The following is an 18,138-nucleotide window of genomic DNA, read 5'->3' on the forward strand; positions in this document are numbered from 1 at the left end:
TTTGTGTTTATCTGTTTATTTTTCTTCGATACAAAAGTATCTGTTGGATATTGCGTGTACGTTAACCCTTCTTTACGATTACATTACCCATTGGTTAAGATAATGTTAACCAATTTACCTTTCTAAAAGGTGTAGCCCAATCCCAATGATACGCCTATACCTCGTTTGTAATCCTTAACTGTCAGATCGTCTTCAAGAATATCAATTTTACTCTTCTCGCCCAGCTCAATCTGATACGTTGGATTTAAGATGTTTTCTACTCCAAGTTTTAGATCCCATTTATTTGCAATCTTATTATTCCAAATAAAGTCCAGCTTACCAAATGGTTTCTCGTAGTAATTATCCAGTCCATTGGTGCCTACTGCATAAATACGCTCACCATAGATATTATAAGCCAATGTCATCGTGCTTTTCCATTTCTTACTAAGTTCAGTATCATACTTGATATCAGCATTTATCAACCATGGTGACGCACCTTGCAATTTCCTCGTACTTTTATCGCCAAGCGTTGCCACTTCGGCACTGTTTTTTACCCTGTCTATAGTAGCTTCTGTAACCATCAGAGAAGTATTAAAGCCAAGCGAAAACTTAGATAATGATTCATGGATTCTACTCATTTGAACGAGCAATTCTAGTTCGGCACCATATAGGACAGCCTTCTTGGAGTTGCCATAGGTAATTATCAAACCACCACTACCGGCTGTTTGTTCAAATAACCTTTCGATAGGATTCTGCAAATATTTGGCGAAACCGGTAACGGCAATCAATTCTTTGTTTGTTGGAAACCATTCATACTTTAAATCCAGATTATAATTTTTGCTATTGATCACATTCGGATTACCGTTTTCAATTGTGGCATCAGGATTAACAAACTCCAATGGGAATGCCTCCATTACCACTGGTTTTGTCAATGTTTTAGAAGCTGATATTCTAAAATTAGCCTGCTCAGTTAAAGCATATTTTAAGTTAGCTGCCGGTAAAATATCAAAATTGTCTTTAGTGATTTTTTGGAATGGGTCATTAAAACTTCCTGAGTTTCTATACCTGGTAATCCTTTGTGATTGTTCAAACCGGGTTCCAACGTTCAAATTCAATTTATCATTAAATCTCAGCGCTAAGTCAAAATAACCTGCATTAACCCCTTCCTGCATTTTTGCTCTATAGGTAGAGTTAGATCTTTCGCTATAGGTAAAGTTGCCTTTGGAAATCTCTGATCTAAATACATCATCCGGCTGATTTGTCGGAAAATTAATACCGTTAGTAGCCAGATCCTGAGATCCTAAAAACCTGAAGCTTGATTCCATTTTAGAAAATGAACCATTATAGCCTAATGATAATTTATGTGCTTTTGTCAAATCTTCATTTCCAAATTTCCAGTTATATTCCAACAAACCTGAGCTATAGAAATCACCATCAAAGTCCATATATTGTCTAACAATACTATTACCTGCATAACTTACGCCGGTAGTGTTCTCATCAATTCTAGCTCCTTTATAGGACTTTCTGTCAGGTAATTGATATTTGGTTTTAGAATAAGAAACCCCAGCCCTGATACTATGTGCATCGTCTGCCGTCAATTTATAATTGGCAAACAGCTGCCCCGTAAATAAATCTGTTTTTTGAAGTTGATTTAACCGGATAAAAGCATTATTAACGGTCGATTGACTGTTAGTATATCCAAGTTGGTCCTGAATCAGGTTTTCTGTGCCTTTCAGATAAAATGCATTCAAATTCAGACTTAAGCGTTTACTCCCATAATTTATGGCACCTAATAATGATGAATTGGTAGAAAATCTGTAAGATGTAGTATACAGGTTATTATCGTAAATACCCTGTGAAGTACTGAAAAATCGATCTACACCTTCTCTCACCTGAAAACCGTTCTCTGTATTGACGGAAACCAGATATTGTAAAAAGCGTTCATTTTCCAGGCTTATTTTATTTGCATGTAAAATGCTGACGTTGCTGTTTAAAGGTGCTTTGTCACTATTTAAATCAAATCCTGAACGTAATAGGGTATTTGCTTCATCTTTCGACATGGTATATGTTGAAGGCACTTTTCCAAACAACTTAGGCATTTCTCGGTTGTTTCCCGTAAAACCAAAATAATCGCCAATGGAAGTAGCGTCTTCCGCTCTCAGAAATTTCTTAAAAGTACTGTTCGAAATAAATCCTGCTCCTATATTAATCTTAGTGATACTTTTATCTGCTTTTGCCGTAACTATATTAAACGTACCTCCCGCAAAATCACCATAAAGACTTGAATTGAATGTCTTATACGTTTCCAGCACACTTACAATGTCTGTCGGGAACTGATCAAGCGGAATTATCTTCTTGAAAGGATTATTAGACGGAACTGCAAGTCCGTTGATTAACAAATTGTTGTATCTGTCTTCCAATCCTCTTACAAATAATCCACGACCGTCAACTTTAGTGATACCGGTGATTTTAGTCAACCCTTCCTCAACATCACTTACTCCTTTTCTTGTTAACTCGAGTGCTCCGATCCCCTGCTTTATCTCGACCGCATTTTTTTGACTGGTCAGGATTGCAGTTTCCGTTTCTTTGTTAACCTGAAAAGTAACCGAAACTTCCTTCAGTTTTTGTGTGCTTGATTCTTCCAATGAAAAATCGACAACAGTCGTTTGATTTGATTTTACTTCTACGTTAGTTACGTTTTTTACTGCGTAACCTATATAAGATGCCTCGATGGTATACTTACCGGCTGCAACCGCACCGATAACATATCTTCCTGCTGTATCAGTGCTGATTCCCTTAGTAGTTCCCGCTATTTTAACTGACACACCGATCATAGTTTCTCCGGTGCTTTTATCAATTACCCTACCTGAAATTTTGCCCGTTTGTGCAAATACTGCTGTGCCAATAACTACAAATAAAATAGTAATTAATGCCTTCTTGAGATTTAGTTGTGATTTCAATTTTGCTGTATATTAATTTTCAGCAAAGCTATTACCACAATGTTAGGTATATGTTAGATATAAATTACCATTACCTTATGGTAATGTTAACTAAATGTTAACGCCTGTTTGGTTCAATATCTTAACCCTATTTTTTTGCAGATAGAGTGCAATAACCAGATTGGACCGATTAACAGGAACTTAACATCATCTAAAAAAGAAGGCTTCTTTCCCTCAATTTTATGACCTATAAACTGACCAATCCAGGCTAGAACAAATATCACCGTAAAAACAAGCCACATTGCCGGACCGCCGTTATTGGCCCATTGTTCTATAGAAACAATCCCGTAACTCATAATGCAGATGAGGATCAGCATCAGGTAAGACAATACCGGGGACAACTTATAATAGTAGTAAACAGAAAAAGCAATTAGAAAAGAAGCCCAGTTCAGGTAGTCTGCATATTTACCCAAAAAGGCTAACCTGGGAAATGGGATAGCCCAAACCAAACCAAGTAAGCTAAAAACGATTAGGGGAACGCAAATCCAATGTATCACCTCATTGGAATGATTCTGATGGCTTTCTGCATATTTATCAAAAAGTACATCTACCTCTTTCTTAGGCTCAGCCTGTACCGCAGTATTTTGCTTCTTCATCTTATTTGGGTTTACTATGTAAAAATAAAAAAAGCGATGGGATTATCCATCGCTTTTATCTAATAATCTATACGTCATCTCGACGGTTAATTACTTACTTCGCAAACGCAACAGACCTTGTTTCACGGATCACCGTTACTTTAATCTGTCCCGGATAAGTCATTTCAGTCTGTATGCGGTTAGAAATATCTGCCGCCAATAACTCAGCCTGCTGATCAGTTACCCTTTCACTTTCTACAACCACCCTTAATTCTCTACCGGCCTGGATCGCAAATGTTTTTTCAACACCCGGGTAAGAAAGTGCAAGTTCCTCCAGCTCTTTCAAACGCTTAATATAACTTTCTACTACCTCACGACGGGCACCCGGACGCGCACCTGATATCGCATCACAAGCCTGAATGATCGGAGAGATCATTGAAGTCATCTCGATCTCGTCGTGGTGAGCTCCAATTGCATTACAGATTTCAGGATGTTCCTTGTATTTTTCAGCCAACTGCATACCCAAAATTGCGTGTGGCAATTCCGGATTATCATCAGGCACTTTACCTATATCATGTAGTAATCCTGCACGTTTAGCCATTTTAGCATTCAATCCCAGCTCAGCTGCCATAGTAGCACAGAAATTCGCTACCTCACGTGAGTGATGCAATAAGTTTTGTCCATAAGATGAACGGTAACGCATACGCCCTACCATCCTGATCAGTTCTGGATGCAAACCGTGGATGCCCAGGTCAATTACAGTACGCTCACCGATCTCTACAATTTCATCTTCAATCTGCTTCTTAGTCTTAGCTACAACTTCTTCAATACGGGCTGGGTGAATCCTTCCATCAGTAACCAAACGGTGTAAAGCCAAACGGGCGATCTCTCTTCTTACAGGATCAAATCCTGATAAAATGATAGCCTCAGGGGTATCATCTACAATGATCTCAATACCCGTAGCTGCTTCCAGCGCACGGATGTTACGACCTTCACGACCAATTACCCGGCCTTTAATCTCATCACTTTCAATATGAAATATTGAAACTGTGTTTTCAATAGCAGCTTCTACAGCAGTACGCTGTATAGTTTGTATTACTACCTTCTTAGCTTCCTTAGTTGCAGTCAACTTAGCCTCATCAACAATGTCCTTCACCTGGATCATGGCCTGTGTACGCGCTTCTTGTTTCATGGTCTCTACCAGTTGACTTTTAGCTTCCTCAGCACTTAAACCGGCAATTGTTTCCAACTGCTTTACGTGTTGATTTTTCAAAAGCTCTACTTCTTCCTGCTTTTTAAGGGCAATCTCAGTTTGCTTTTCAAGGTTCTTTTTGTGGCCATCCAGCTCCTGATCTTTGCGGGTTGCATTTTCCAGTTTCTGATTCAAAGACTGCTCTTTTTGCTTCAAAGAATTTTCTCTTTGATTGATGTTGTTGTTCTTAGCATTTACTTCCTGTTCATGCTCAGATTTCATCTGTAAGAACTTCTCTTTAGCCTCCAGCATTCTGTCCTTTTTCAGGATCTCTGCATTACTCTCTGCATCCTTAAGTATTTTCTTTACCTTATTCTGAACTGCAGCTTCCTGCTTCTTAAGCAAGCTGCGCAGCAGATACCTGCCTATTACAATACCGATTACCAAACCGGCAAGTACATATCCTATTATTCCTAATATTTCCATTCTGTTTTATATAAAAGCTTGCATGAGTTTATCATTTTATAGTGACGATGAATAAGCCCATGCATGCTGCTTCACCATTAAAATCCTTTTTAAAAAAAAACCGCAACTAAATCCTTGAGCCCCTCGTTTTAAAAACCTCAACTAATTATAATTAGGATTTAAGTCATTTTCAGGTGCACGAATGCAGATGAAATACACCCTCTCAATCCTATAAATATTGAAGTGTTAAGTTTTAAAAATAGTGAAACCCAAAAATCTAGCTACGGCTATTATCTTTGTTATCTTTTAACTAATCTATAAAGAACGCTCCTATTTGGAGAAAAACCCGTTTAATAAACTATCCAACTCTTCCACCTTCTCAGCTACGGCACTATCCTGATCCTGAACCTTGTTTTCTACCCTCAGCACTGCCGTTGCGTAATGCAATACTGCCATAGAAAGCAAGTCCTGTTTATCTCTAACCGCATAATTTTCTTGGTAGTCCTTTATGCGCTCATTGATAATCTTGGCTGCCCGCCTTACAATTTCTTCCTCTTCCGTATTTACCTTTAAGGGATAGATACGGTCGGAAATAGTTATTTTTATCGAGATTTCTCCCATTTCTTAGCTTAGTTTCACTGTTCCAATGCTACTTATTTCTTAAGCAGCACAACGCACTTATCTATTTCACGCACAAAATCGTTAATTTTTTGCTTTATATCAAGTGTCTTTTCACTAGTACCGTCAATACTTTTCGCCAACTTTAAAACCCTTAGCTTTTCTTCCAGATCAGTACTCTTGATTTTCGATCCGTCAAGGGCAACTTTTACCGATTGATTCTCAACCTTTAGCAGCTCATTTTCTTCCTGCAAAGCGTTACAAAGCTCTATTAAACGAGCTGTTTTTTGTAGTACTGAATTTAACTGATCGGCAACTGTTGACATGAAAAATATTTTATTTTCTAATTTCTGCTTTCGCTGTCTGCGCTAAGTTATATATAATCTTTTGCATAACGGCATCAATTTGTTTATCTGTTAACGTTTGTTCTTCGTCCTGTAAAGTAAAGTTCAACGCATAAGATTTTTTACCTTCAGGCAATTTATCTCCTACATACACATCAAATACCTGTACATTCTTAACCAGCTTTTTCTCTGTTTTAAATGCAATGGTCTTCAACTCATCGAAAGTAACCGCCGTATCTACCAACATCGAAAGATCTCTTCTCACCGCAGGGTATTTAGGCACCTCTCTATTCACAATCTTGTTTTTTCTCACGATATCCAGGAGCAATGCCCAGTCAAAATCAGCATAATAAACATCCTTATCTATATCCGCCTTTTTCCTGTCTGCCGTAGTCACCGCACCAAAAGATACAATCGCCTTATCTGCCCTGAAGTATTTCAATCCATAAGCAAAATTCTCGTCCTTCAACTCTTCAGATTGATAATTACTGATGCCCAAACGACTTATAACCGCGTCAACCGCCGATTTCAGGTTATAAAAACTTACCTGAGCTGGTTTATGATTCCATTGCTCTGACTGAACTGCTCCTGAAAGCACGATCAGTAAACGCGGACGCTCTACATACTTTCCACCGCTCAGATGGTACGTCTTACCAAACTCATAAAATTTAATATCAGCACTTTTCCTGTTCAGGTTGTAGGCCACACTTTCCAAAGCCGGCATCAGCAATTCCTGACGCATCACATTCAAATCTGAGCTCAACGGGTTCAGGATCTGAACTGCCTCTTCAGGATTTTTTGAATAGGAACCTTTTGTCAATGAGTTACACCAGATCTCCAGGTAGCCATTTGCAGTCAGCATATCAGCTATTACATGCTGCGTCTGCTCCCTGTCTGGTTTATTGCTGTAAGACAATGAAGCATTGATCTTACTTGGTATTTCAATATTATTATAGCCATAAATCCTCAACACCTCTTCAGTCACATCACACTCACGTGTCACATCCACTTTAAAACTCGGCACTTTCAGTTCAAGACCTTCAGCAGTTTCAGTCACCACATCAATTCCCAATGCCACAATGATTGCTTTAATCTCTGCATCCGGAATGTTTGCTCCGATCAGTTTATTGATATTGGAATAGCTTACCGCTACATCAAATGGCTTTACAGGCTCAGGATAGATATCAGATACTGATGATGAGATCACTCCACCAGCTAGTTCCTGAATCAGCATCGCTGCTCTTTTCAAAGCCACAACCGTCATATCCGGATCTGTACCACGCTCAAACCTGAACGATGCATCAGTCTTTAAACCATGTCTCTTAGAAGTTTTACGTACCGATACTGAATTGAAATAAGCGCTTTCCAAAAAGATATTGGTAGTAGTCTCACTTACCCCCGACTGTATACCACCAAAAACACCGGCAATACACATCGGCTCTTCTGCGTTGCAGATCATCAGATCCTCTACTCCAAGCTTGCGTTCTACTCCATCAAGTGTCACGAAAGGTGTACCTTCAGCACATTTCTTAACCAGCACCTTACCCCCTTTAATTTTATCTGCATCAAAGGCATGCAATGGCTGTCCCAAATCATGAAGCACATAATTGGTAATGTCTACAATATTGTTGATCGGTCTGATGCCAATCACTTTCAATTTATCCTGTAACCAGTCTGGTGATGATTTTACAGTAACACCCGTAATGCTCACGCTGCTGTATCGAGGACAAGCCGCCGTATCTTCTACCTTTACCTCAATAACCAGGTTTTCATTCGCTGTTTTAAAAGACGCAATGTCCGGCATTTGCAGATCCGCACGGAAATACGCAGCTAGATCTCTTGCCACACCAAGATGTGACGCAGCATCAGCCCTGTTAGGGGTCAATCCAATCTCAAAAAGATAATCATCTTCCAGGTTAAAATAAGCTTTGGCGGCAGTACCTACAACAGTGTCCTCAGGTAACACCATGATGCCATCATGAGAAACACCTAAACCAATCTCATCCTCAGCACAGATCATTCCTTCTGAAACCTCGCCCCTGATTTTTGATTTATTGATTTTAAATGGCTCACCTTCGTTAGGGTGTACAGCTGTACCTACCGTGGCCACTACAACTTTTTGCCCTTGTGCCACATTTGACGCACCGCATACGATCTGTAAAGCTTCCGCAGCACCGACATCAACGGTAGTTACCCTTAATCTGTCGGCATTTGGGTGCTGTACGCAACTCAAAACATGACCAATTACCAATCCTTCTAAACCACCCGCAACAGCTTGTACTGTTTCCAGGCTTTCTATCTCCAAACCAATATTGGTCAGGACTAAAGAAAGTTCTTGTGGTGTTTTATCTGTTTGTATGAATTGTTTAAGCCAGTTATATGATATCTTCATTTTATTTTTAACGCTCTTAGTAAAACGCAAAGATATTATTTAATTAAATTAATCCTTCATCACCAAAGCTATAAAACATTTTATTGGTCACAATCAGATGATCCAAAACATAAAGATCTAACATTTTACCAGCCTCGACCAGTTTTTTAGTAATAGACAAATCCTGCGAACTGGGCTTTATATTTCCGGAAGGGTGATTATGAGCCAGAATAATACTGGCCGCGCTATGCTCCAGTGCGATTTTGAAAATAATTTTGGGGTCAGAAACAGTGCCTGCGAGTCCACCCTTACTGATCAATTGTTTGCCGATGATAATATTTGCCTGATTCAATAGCAGTATCCAGAATTCCTCATGATTGAGATCCTGAAAAACAGGCAACAATACCAGATAAGCATCTTTTGAATAAGTCACTTTTACTACCTCCGGTGTTTCGGTTTCCTTTCTTCTTCTACCCAGCTCAAGTGCAGCCACTATGGAAAGGGCTTTCGCTTCACCGATCCCTTTAAATTTAGACAGGTCTTTTACAGAGATCTTTCCCAGAGTATCCAAATCATTTTTATAAAACGCAAGTATGCGCTTACTTAAATCAACGGCACTTTCATTTTTATTACCCGATCCGATCAAAATTGCGATCAGTTCAGCATCGGTAAGGTGTCTTCTGCCGTGCAGCAGTAGTTTTTCTCTGGGTCTGTCGGCTTCAGCCCAAAGTTTTATCCCCAGTTTTTCCTGATATAATTCCATATAGCGATACAATATTTTTGAAATAAAAAAAGGGATATGCGTTGCATATCCCTTTTCAATATTGTAAAGCTCAGCTTATTTTAAGCCATTAACAAATTTAGTTAATTTTGATTTATTGTTAGCTGCTTTATTTTTGTGAATAACGCTCTTTTTAGCCAAACGATCTAACATAGAAACTACTCTAGGAAGTAATTCTAAGCCAGTTTTTTTATCTTCTGCAGCACGCAATCTTTTGATAAACGTACGAGTTGTTTTTGCCTGGTACCTGTTACGTAAACGTTTAGTTGCGTTTGCTCTAATTCTTTTTAGTGAAGATTTATGATTTGCCATTTTTTGTTATTAATATTTTTATCTTGGAGCCAAGCCCCCTTTATTCTTTCTATTTTTCGGACTGCAAATATATGACTAATGTTTTTAAATTACAAAACGTTACAGAAAATATTTTTCAATCTTTTCTCTTAAGTCACATCCGGAGCCACAATCCTTCCGAGGTATTGAGTACGAGAAACATCCGAGCGGTCTTCCGCGATCACCGCGATATAGACTTCCATTGACTTCCCTGCCATCGCAACTGGGATTTCCAGTACATCCTGTCCAGCCTTACGTTTTGCACCAGCCACCTTGTAATATGCCGGATATTCAAACATCTCATCAGGAAAATAAGCCATCAGCATTACCTGATCATCACACCTCGGCCATTCCAGATCTTCCTGCGTCAGTTCCCAGCTAAACCAGAGCGACAAACCATCTTCAGGATTGCCTGCCAGCAGTACCGAAGCATCCATCAAGCCCCTTAGCTTGCCTACACTCAGCACTACCTTTTGATAGTCAATCGCAATATCGGGATAATTTCCCTTTAGCGCATACCTTTTATTAGCACCAACTGCCAGATGATACGCAACCTTACTCTTTTGGTTGGCCTCAACACCAAAGCCTGCTTGTATAAAAGTCAGGATAGGTTTAGAAAATCAACCGCTACCCTTATTCCATGCTGACTGCTCAATTGCTTCTCCGTCGCAGGCTTACGACGACCAGCCATCCGCACACATTGTTTACCGTTAGATACATAATAAATCCTATTACCTACCCTACCTCTTATACAATCACCATCTATAATTCCCATAATTTCTAGTTTTAAATTCATCTTACCCAATCCGAATACACATGTATCGTCCTCTTATGCCTTATCTTTCTATAAACACCCTGCCCCTCCCGACCCCCTGCTTCGTTCGTGTTGCCCTCCGCCCCATAAACCCAGTCATTTCTTACATTTTCGACCAACCCACAGTGACCAATGCGACCCAAACCAGCATAATAAAGCCCATAAACAATTCCGGGCAGAGGTTCCTTAACCAACCTTGAAGCCGGAAAAAGCGCGGGACTCCAAGCTGTTCGTGGCTGTGAATATCCCGCTTGTCCGAAGCACCAACTTAAAAACGCCGCGCAGTACGGCGCACCTTTTTTGAAACCCACATAACCAAGATATCCTTCAACACGCTGACCATCGTTTCGATTAGTAGCTTCCCTAACCCCGATTTCTTTTCGGGCGATTTCGATAATTCTTTCATATTCATTTTTCTTGTTATAATCTACAATACTGCTACTATAACCGCTACCGCCGCAAACACAAACAATGCAAACAGCCCAAAACCAACCTTTATTTGCTCCCATCGACTTAATTCGTTAAAACATAAAACCATATCACCAATACCCGGTAGCGCCAATGCCACTAACATCCTATTCAGCAACCACCAGCAAACTACAATGACCACTACAAACGCCACCAGTGCCAAAACCAACATCAAACCAATACTCTTTGCGATCTCAATAGAATTCCCCTGCGGCAACTCAAACACCAGGGGTGCTGTATACCAAACCAGCAACACAATCACCAGCTGCAAAACACACTCAATACTTTTCCTTGTCGGCATCCAAACCGACCTTAAACTCAATACTTTCATAATTTTTTGATTTTAATTTTTGTGAGGACTTCCCCTCCTGTACACTCAATTATGTGGGGCTCTGCTCGACACGTAGCTTAGTTCGCTAGCAGAAAAAAGTCCGGTGTCTCTGACGGGCATTTGTCAGGTTTGCGAAGCTTAGCTGGCGGCAGCCCGGAAGAGATCACCCACTTTTTTCAGAACTAAACGACTGTCAGTTGCCCTACATATTGCGTGTCACTAACCAACTTACCATCAGCACTTACTACATGTACAACATCCCCTGTCCAATCCAGCGGAAGCTGCAACTCATACTCTTCAGCAGAACGAACCGCAGCACCCATCAGCGTCACAAATTCATCTTTAAGCGCTGCGCTAATTGAGCCGCAGTCGGCGGCTTGTTAGATTTGGCCGGACGCATCGAGATAATGTTCTCTCCTTTTACTCTTCTACCTACGTGATTTCCCGTGAGGCCAATCATGTCGTAGTCAATTCCTCCTGTTAACTTTCCCATTGTTTTTACAATTTAAATGTTTATCAATTTGTTAATTATAAAGTCCGGCCGAACTCTTAACCACGCAGTAGCTGCGCAGCAAAACAAATATAAACACCTCAATTGCATCCTCCTACAGCACTAATCACTTTGGAACAATCTGGGACAAAATTGGAATGACTTGGGACTCCCGCGCTAAAATCCAGGCAAAAAAATCCCCGAACAGACAGTTCAGGGATCAAATTTTTTATGATATAATTATTAAAGCTCTCTACTATTTAACCACGCTTCTTGGTCTGCACAGAATGAAGTTCCAATAACTGTGGGGGTAGACCATATTTTTCAATTCTTTTTCTCGCAGACTCCAATTTTTTTACAACAAAAGGATCATTGCTATGATTACCTATGTTGTTATCAATTGTGAAGGTTCCTTGTTTCGTTTTCATACTCTTAGTCAGTTAGTTATAAATATATTACTTTTTACGATGAACGACAAATGCCTCATAATTGACATTCCTTTCAAATATTTTCCATTTGCAAATACATCTGAAAAGCCTGGCGGCATTTTTCTTTCAGGATTGCTTTAAATAAAGTTGTAGAAAATCTCCTTACCAAACTTGGTGTTTCCGACGAAAAAGCAGCGGAAATTTGCTGAAGTGTCCCTTGAATACGTTAGAGAAATCCGTTTGAGTTTAAACAGCAAAAACAAGTAAAACAGACCCTGTCCGCGGGTATTTGGATCTTTGGCCATTTTTAGTCCCGAGTAATTTCATATTAAGGCGTAGTTCAAGAGATCTCTCCTCTAGCCTGTGCTGAAATTTGTTTCGGTGTTGAGATGACATGGTGTGTAAGATGCCGTGCCCCCTTCTCTACTGTATGTAGGGTAAGACAATACCCTCCACTTGCCCGAACACTGCTTCTTTGCCGCTGCTCTAGCGGTCCATTTCCGGTCACGACCGAAATAGCACCGGAAGTGCAGCGCTGTTATACCCCTAGAGCAGCGGGATTGAACAGACCACAAGCTATAATCACCCTCTGCGACTTAGCCTCAATAAAAATCATTTGTAAAACTGCCTGCATTAAAATATCTTTACAGTTGATGAAACCATCTCAGGCGGCTTCATCACAAATGAAATACACACCGGATGAAAAAACGCATTGCAATATTTGCTTCAGGATCGGGATCTAACGCCCAAAAACTGATGGAACATTTTAAACGCAGTACCGAAGTGGAGATCGCACTGGTACTAACAAACAATCCGGATGCATATGTATTACAACGTGCAGACAATTTTGAGATTCCTTCGCACATCTTTGATAAAAAAGAATTCTATCAGACTGATGGTGTAATCGATATACTGAAAAACCTGGAAATAGACCTCATCGTGCTTGCCGGCTTTTTATGGCTCATTCCTAAAAACCTTATCGCTGAATATCCCGGCCGCATAGTAAATATCCACCCCGCCATCCTGCCTAAATACGGCGGCAAAGGTATGTATGGAGATCATGTGCACAATGCTGTAATGGCAGCAAGCGAAACTGAAGGCGGAATCACCATACACTATGTAGATGAAAACTACGATGAGGGTGAGTACATCTACCAGGCAAAATATCGCATTGATAAAGACGACAACCTGGAGATGGTCAAGTTCAAAGGCCAGCAGCTTGAACATCAGCATTACCCGCGCATTGTAGAGACGATCATCAAAAAGATAAAAAAATAATAAGCTTATTGTAGAATAGACCGCGATTATTGAACTATTTCAATATAATCTACCATTTCTATAGATTTTATTTGTTTTGATAAAGAATGTTAATATATTTGCCCCACTATGTTAACCGTAAAGTTCAAAAAACGAATAAAAATGAAAGCAGATTTAAACAACTTCCTGTTGTACTGTTGTTGTTGAACAATCACATTGCAATCAGTTGCCGGCGATAGCGGTAACCTGCACAAATCCAATTAACAAAATTTCTATGCAACCCAGGAAAGGACATAAAAAACCCTAATGGATTTCTTATGGACCTACTACAACAAAACATTTAAGTATTAATTATGAAAAAAGCATTACTTTTTATCTTCACACTTCTGTTTTCGGCAAGCTATGTTTTTGCCCAAAGCACGGTAACGGGTATCATTAAAGGAGCTAACGGTGTTCCTGTACCCAAGGCAACCATATTGATCAGAGGTACTAAAATCACTACGATCGCCGACGATCAGGGTGTATTCAGTATCAGTACAAAACAAGAACCGCCATTTTATCTTCAGGTCAGTTCAGTTGGCTATAAGCCACAGGATTTCCAGGTTTTAAAATTTCAGGAAACTCCTTTGGAATTTACGCTGGTCGAAAATGCAGATCTTGATGAGATCGTCGTAACTTCAAGAAGACGTTCAGAAGTTTTACAGGATGTGCCAATTGCGATTACGGTAATCGGTGGTCAGGCCGCAGAAAATGCTGGTGCCTTTAATGTGAACCGTTTAAAAGAGCTGGTTCCTTCTGTCCAGCTTTATGCGTCAAATGCACGTAATACCACATTAAACATCAGGGGTCTTGGATCAACATTTGGTTTGACCAACGATGGTATTGACCCGGGAGTTGGCTTTTATGTTGATGGTGTTTACCAGGCCCGTCCTGCTGCCACCTCAACAGATTTCCTTGATATCGAGCGGATAGAGGTTTTGCGTGGTCCTCAGGGAACCTTGTTTGGCAAAAATACGACAGCGGGTGCATTTAACATCACTACAACGAAACCGAGCGTGGTACCAACAGCCAAAGCAGAATTTAGTGTCGGCAACTATAATTTTATCCAGGCGAAGGCCTCAGTTTCCGGAGCTATAGCGAAAAATCTTGCTGCAAAGTTATCTTTGTCAGGCACACAAAGAGATGGTACGATCACTAACGTGACGGAAGAACGCAAATACAGCGGTCAAAACAACCTTGGTTTAAAAGGTCAGCTATATTACACTTCTTCAGAAAGATTACAGATATTGCTGAGCGGCGATGCGAGTTTCCAGCACCCTGCCGGCTATCCTTTAGTTGTCGCAGGCATCACTCCGACTGAAAGAAGTGCCTATCGCCAATATGCTAAAATCATCAGTGACCTTGGCTATCAGCAGCCTAAAGTAGATCCTTTTTCGAGACAGATCTATACCAATACACCGTGGAAACAAAATCAATCTATTGGTGGGGTATCTGTAAATATAGATTACAAAATTGGCAATGGAACATTAACCTCTACTACAGCATGGAGATTCTGGAACTGGGATCCTACAAACGACAGGGATTTTACGGAATTTTCTGCCTTGACAAAATCGCAGGGTAACTCCCGTCATGACCAATACTCGCAGGAGGTCAGATACGCTGGTAACATTGCCGAAAAAGTAAGTGGTGTAATTGGAGTATTTGCCCTGGCACAAAATTTAAAAGGCTTGTCTCAGACTGAAGAGGTTGGCAAAGATCAGTGGAGATTCGTTCAAACGTCCGCCTCAGGTACTCAGGCAGGATATTCAACTCCTGGTCTGTTAGATGGTTACGGCATCAAGACCAATTCTACCATTAAGTCGCTAAGTGCTGCAATTTTTGCACAGGCTGACTGGGAATTTGCCGAACACCTGCATATCCTGCCGGGCCTGAGATTCACTTATGATAAAAAAAATGTGGATTATGACAGGACAACGTATGGCGGCCTTCAAACTTCTGATGCTGCCTTATTAGTACTCAAAACTGCTGTTTATGCCAATCAAAAATTCAACACCAGTACAGATAACGAGAATCTGTCAGGTAACGTCACCGTATCATACCGCCCTACTACCAGGTTAAATGTCTACGGTACGTTCTCTACTGCCTACAAACCGGTTGGTGTGAACGTCGGTGGTTTGCCAACAACTGCGACGGGAGAAGCGGATCTTTCTCTTGCTGTAGTAAAACCCGAATATGTTCAGCATTATGAGATAGGTGCCAAAACTAAACCCGTGAAAGGTGCCATTTTAAACATCACGGCTTTTCAAACTGATATCAAAGATTACCAAACCAATGTACAGTCACCACAATTAGGAGTAAACAGGGGTTATCTTGCCAATGCTGAAAAAGTGATCGTAAAAGGACTGGAAATCGATGGAACCTATCAACTGGGAAGATTCCTGAGTTTAAACGCCGCAGTAGCTTATCTTGATGGCAAATATGACAAATTTACTAACGCACCGCTTCCATTGGAAGAAACGGGACATACTGAACTTGTAAACAATGTAGCTACCCAGGTTGCATTTAAAGATGCTTCAGGAGGCAGATTGCCGGGTATCTCGAAATGGAACACTTCTGGTGGTGCGGAGGTGAGTATTCATGGTAAAGTGGGCACAAGAGATGGCAGATTCTTTATCGCTGGTGATATAAGTTACCGCTCAGAGTACTCTTCAAATCCAACACCTTCAAAAGTGCTGAATGTGGAAGGCTATACCTTGCTGAACGCCAGATTTGGATTTAAATCAGACAAGATCTCCATCTTCGGATGGAGCAGAAATATTGGAAATACCAAATATTTCGAACAGCTGCAGGCTGCTGCCGGTAATTCAGGATTGTATGCCGGTGTACTTGGTGATCCAAGAACTTTTGGGGCCACACTCCGTTTTGCTTTCTAATTGAATATTTCAATAGCTATATAAAAAAGAATCCCGGCAGCCATGTCCGGGATTCTTTTTTATGCTCGCTAATCATTCCTCATCATGTCACTACTTTCCCCTACTTAAAATACTAAAAACTACCATTTGCCATTAAAAGAAAAACGGGTATCTTTGCGGCTCAAAATTTTTCTCCAATGAGTCAATCCATAAAGATCAAAAACGCTTTAATTTCAGTTTATTACAAAGATGGTTTAGAACCTCTGGTTCGTTTACTTGCACAGCAAGGTGTACAGTTATTCTCTACAGGAGGCACTGAACAGTTTATTAAAGACCTGAATATACCTGTTACTGCTGTTGAAGACCTTACTGGCTACCCTTCAATTTTAGGCGGAAGGGTTAAAACTTTACATCCCAAAGTATTCGGCGGTATCTTAAACCGCAGAAACTTAACTTCTGACCAGGAGCAAATTGCTCAGTACGAGATCCCGGAAATAGACCTGGTCATCGTAGACTTATACCCTTTTGAAGAAACACTTAAAGCTGGTGGAACTGAAGAAGAAATTATTGAAAAGATCGACATTGGCGGTATTTCCTTAATCAGGGCTGCTGCAAAGAACTTTAATGATGTAGTAATCCTTGCGTCTAAAGATGATTATTCAACTTTACAGGTGCAACTGGAGGCTCAAAACGGAGAGACTACACTTGAACAACGTAAGGCATTCGCTAAAAAAGCCTTTCATACCTCATCTAACTATGATACTGCGATCTTCAATTATTTCAATACTGAAGAGCCGCTTACGGTATTTAAACATAGCATCGCGCAGGCACAAACTTTAAGATATGGTGAAAACCCACATCAGCAAGGTGTATTCTATGGTAATCTTGATGAAATGTTTACCAAATTGAATGGTAAAGAACTTTCATACAACAACCTGGTAGACGTAGATGCTGCTGTTGCGCTGATAGATGAGTTTACAGAGCCTACTTTTGCAATCTTGAAACATACCAATGCTTGCGGACTGGCTTCAAAACCAAGTATCCTTGATGCATGGAACGTTGCATTGGCTTGCGATCCTGTTTCCGCTTTTGGTGGTGTACTGATCGCCAACCGCGAAATTGACTTGACTACTGCTACAGAGATCAATAAGTTATTTTTTGAAGTATTGATCGCTCCTTCATATCAGCCGGAAGCTGTAGAACTTTTCCGCGCTAAAAAGAACAGAGTGATTTTACAGCGTAATGAAGTAGAACTGAGCAAAAAACAATTCAAGACTTTATTGAACGGTGTAATTGAACAGGATAAAGACCTGATTATTGAAGGTCCGGAGCAAATGACCACAGTGACTGAAAAAGCACCTACTGCACAGGAATTGAAAGATTTGTTCTTCGCCAATAAGATCGTTAAACATACCAAATCAAATACCATAGTTTTTGTGAAGGACGACCAGCTTTTATCAAGCGGTGTAGGCCAAACTTCAAGGGTTGATGCCTTAAAACAGGCAATTGTCAAGGCTGATGCTTTTGGCTTCGATCTAAAAGGCTCAGTGATGGCGTCTGATGCATTTTTCCCTTTCCCTGATTGTGTTGAAATTGCTTCTGAAGCCGGAATTACTGCAGTTTTGCAGCCAGGAGGCTCGATAAAAGATGCAGATTCAATCAATAAGGCAAATGAAAAAGGAATTGCTATGGTTACTACAGGTATCAGACATTTTAAACACTAATTTATTTACTACTGAATACAATAAAAAGACGTAGTTTTACATTAGTATAGTACATAGAAT

The 18,138-nt window shown here is 40.3% G+C and carries 17 protein-coding genes; 3 read left to right on the forward strand and 14 right to left on the reverse strand.

Translation table 11 applies throughout. The features are described 5' to 3' along the window. Nucleotides 1-122 precede the first annotated feature (122 nt). The 14 genes from FA047_RS07400 to FA047_RS20445 form a co-directional block, all read right to left on the reverse strand. Nucleotides 123-2,939, reverse strand: a complete 2,817-nt coding sequence (locus FA047_RS07400; protein ID WP_136835346.1) for a TonB-dependent receptor — start codon at nt 2,937-2,939, stop codon at nt 123-125. 113 nt (nt 2,940-3,052) lie between these two features. Beyond that, nucleotides 3,053-3,574 (reverse strand): Mpo1 family 2-hydroxy fatty acid dioxygenase, encoded by a 522-nt coding sequence (locus FA047_RS07405; RefSeq protein WP_136835347.1) that lies wholly within the window; start codon nt 3,572-3,574, stop codon nt 3,053-3,055. Between the two features lie 94 nt (nt 3,575-3,668). After that, a complete protein-coding gene (gene rny / locus FA047_RS07410) occupies nt 3,669-5,231 on the reverse strand; it encodes a ribonuclease Y (RefSeq protein WP_136835348.1) in 1,563 nt (520 codons plus the stop codon). Between the two features lie 309 nt (nt 5,232-5,540). After that, entirely contained in the window at nt 5,541-5,831 is a 291-nt protein-coding gene (locus tag FA047_RS07415; protein WP_136835349.1) for a cell division protein ZapA, read from the reverse strand. A gap of 32 nt (nt 5,832-5,863) precedes the next feature. Beyond that, nucleotides 5,864-6,154 carry a hypothetical protein gene (locus FA047_RS07420; protein WP_136835350.1) on the reverse strand — a complete coding sequence of 97 codons (291 nt, stop codon included), beginning with the start codon at nt 6,152-6,154 and terminating at the stop codon, nt 5,864-5,866. 10 nt (nt 6,155-6,164) lie between these two features. Continuing rightward, a complete protein-coding gene (pheT, locus tag FA047_RS07425; RefSeq protein ID WP_136835351.1) occupies nt 6,165-8,564 on the reverse strand; it encodes a phenylalanine--tRNA ligase subunit beta in 2,400 nt (799 codons plus the stop codon). Nucleotides 8,565-8,607: 43 nt separating this feature from the next. Then, complete coding sequence (gene radC, locus FA047_RS07430; RefSeq protein ID WP_136835352.1) at nt 8,608-9,306, reverse strand: RadC family protein; 699 nt, start codon at nt 9,304-9,306, stop codon at nt 8,608-8,610. Nucleotides 9,307-9,381: 75 nt separating this feature from the next. Continuing rightward, complete coding sequence (gene rpsT, locus FA047_RS07435) at nt 9,382-9,636, reverse strand: 30S ribosomal protein S20 (protein WP_136835353.1); 255 nt, start codon at nt 9,634-9,636, stop codon at nt 9,382-9,384. 128 nt (nt 9,637-9,764) lie between these two features. Continuing rightward, complete coding sequence (locus FA047_RS07440) at nt 9,765-10,262, reverse strand: DUF6266 family protein (RefSeq protein WP_225872701.1); 498 nt, start codon at nt 10,260-10,262, stop codon at nt 9,765-9,767. Further along, nucleotides 10,256-10,429, reverse strand: coding sequence for a hypothetical protein (locus tag FA047_RS20435; RefSeq protein WP_169304347.1), 174 nt, complete (start codon nt 10,427-10,429; stop codon nt 10,256-10,258). Before FA047_RS20435 ends, FA047_RS07440 begins: the two co-directional genes overlap by 7 nt. 17 nt (nt 10,430-10,446) lie before the next feature. Continuing rightward, nucleotides 10,447-10,977, reverse strand: a complete 531-nt coding sequence (locus FA047_RS07445) for a C40 family peptidase (RefSeq protein WP_225872672.1) — start codon at nt 10,975-10,977, stop codon at nt 10,447-10,449. Beyond that, nucleotides 10,896-11,267 carry a hypothetical protein gene (locus FA047_RS07450; protein WP_136835355.1) on the reverse strand — a complete coding sequence of 124 codons (372 nt, stop codon included), beginning with the start codon at nt 11,265-11,267 and terminating at the stop codon, nt 10,896-10,898. The genes FA047_RS07445 and FA047_RS07450 overlap by 82 nt, the downstream gene beginning before the upstream one ends. Nucleotides 11,268-11,449: 182 nt before the next feature. Next, nucleotides 11,450-11,590: a hypothetical protein gene (locus FA047_RS20440; protein ID WP_169304348.1), complete on the reverse strand. Its 141-nt coding sequence runs from the start codon at nt 11,588-11,590 to the stop codon at nt 11,450-11,452. A 427-nt stretch (nt 11,591-12,017) separates the two neighbouring features. Further along, a complete protein-coding gene (locus FA047_RS20445; RefSeq protein WP_169304349.1) occupies nt 12,018-12,185 on the reverse strand; it encodes a hypothetical protein in 168 nt (55 codons plus the stop codon). Between the two features lie 699 nt (nt 12,186-12,884). On the opposite strand from FA047_RS20445, the gene purN reads away from it, so the two are divergent. The 3 genes from purN (at nt 12,885) to purH (ending at nt 18,078) form a co-directional block, all read left to right on the forward strand. Continuing rightward, nucleotides 12,885-13,463, forward strand: coding sequence for a phosphoribosylglycinamide formyltransferase (purN, locus tag FA047_RS07455; protein WP_136835356.1), 579 nt, complete (start codon nt 12,885-12,887; stop codon nt 13,461-13,463). 332 nt (nt 13,464-13,795) lie between these two features. Continuing rightward, nucleotides 13,796-16,375, forward strand: coding sequence for a TonB-dependent receptor (locus tag FA047_RS07460; protein WP_136835357.1), 2,580 nt, complete (start codon nt 13,796-13,798; stop codon nt 16,373-16,375). A gap of 176 nt (nt 16,376-16,551) precedes the next feature. Continuing rightward, nucleotides 16,552-18,078 (forward strand): bifunctional phosphoribosylaminoimidazolecarboxamide formyltransferase/IMP cyclohydrolase, encoded by a 1,527-nt coding sequence (gene purH / locus FA047_RS07465; RefSeq protein WP_136835358.1) that lies wholly within the window; start codon nt 16,552-16,554, stop codon nt 18,076-18,078. The last annotated feature ends 60 nt before the right edge of the window (nt 18,079-18,138 follow it).

This window comes from Pedobacter frigoris (assembly GCF_005116445.1).
Lineage (GTDB): Bacteria > Bacteroidota > Bacteroidia > Sphingobacteriales > Sphingobacteriaceae > Pedobacter > Pedobacter frigoris.

What these genes read in the sequence shown, in the direction of transcription:
- FA047_RS07415 (WP_136835349.1), bottom strand. Translation starts at nt 5,831, where the DNA reads ATGGGAGAAATCTCGATAAAAATAACTATTTCCGACCGTATCTATCCC.
- radC (WP_136835352.1), bottom strand. Translation starts at nt 9,306, where the DNA reads ATGGAATTATATCAGGAAAAACTGGGGATAAAACTTTGGGCTGAAGCC.
- rpsT (WP_136835353.1), bottom strand. Translation starts at nt 9,636, where the DNA reads ATGGCAAATCATAAATCTTCACTAAAAAGAATTAGAGCAAACGCAACT.
- FA047_RS07405 (WP_136835347.1), bottom strand. Translation starts at nt 3,574, where the DNA reads ATGAAGAAGCAAAATACTGCGGTACAGGCTGAGCCTAAGAAAGAGGTA.
- rny (WP_136835348.1), bottom strand. Translation starts at nt 5,231, where the DNA reads ATGGAAATATTAGGAATAATAGGATATGTACTTGCCGGTTTGGTAATC.
- FA047_RS20445 (WP_169304349.1), bottom strand. Translation starts at nt 12,185, where the DNA reads ATGAAAACGAAACAAGGAACCTTCACAATTGATAACAACATAGGTAAT.
- purN (WP_136835356.1), top strand. Translation starts at nt 12,885, where the DNA reads ATGAAAAAACGCATTGCAATATTTGCTTCAGGATCGGGATCTAACGCC.
- FA047_RS20440 (WP_169304348.1), bottom strand. Translation starts at nt 11,590, where the DNA reads ATGGGTGCTGCGGTTCGTTCTGCTGAAGAGTATGAGTTGCAGCTTCCG.
- FA047_RS07450 (WP_136835355.1), bottom strand. Translation starts at nt 11,267, where the DNA reads ATGAAAGTATTGAGTTTAAGGTCGGTTTGGATGCCGACAAGGAAAAGT.
- pheT (WP_136835351.1), bottom strand. Translation starts at nt 8,564, where the DNA reads ATGAAGATATCATATAACTGGCTTAAACAATTCATACAAACAGATAAA.
- FA047_RS07460 (WP_136835357.1), top strand. Translation starts at nt 13,796, where the DNA reads ATGAAAAAAGCATTACTTTTTATCTTCACACTTCTGTTTTCGGCAAGC.
- purH (WP_136835358.1), top strand. Translation starts at nt 16,552, where the DNA reads ATGAGTCAATCCATAAAGATCAAAAACGCTTTAATTTCAGTTTATTAC.
- FA047_RS07420 (WP_136835350.1), bottom strand. Translation starts at nt 6,154, where the DNA reads ATGTCAACAGTTGCCGATCAGTTAAATTCAGTACTACAAAAAACAGCT.
- FA047_RS07445 (WP_225872672.1), bottom strand. Translation starts at nt 10,977, where the DNA reads ATGGGAGCAAATAAAGGTTGGTTTTGGGCTGTTTGCATTGTTTGTGTT.
- FA047_RS20435 (WP_169304347.1), bottom strand. Translation starts at nt 10,429, where the DNA reads ATGGGAATTATAGATGGTGATTGTATAAGAGGTAGGGTAGGTAATAGG.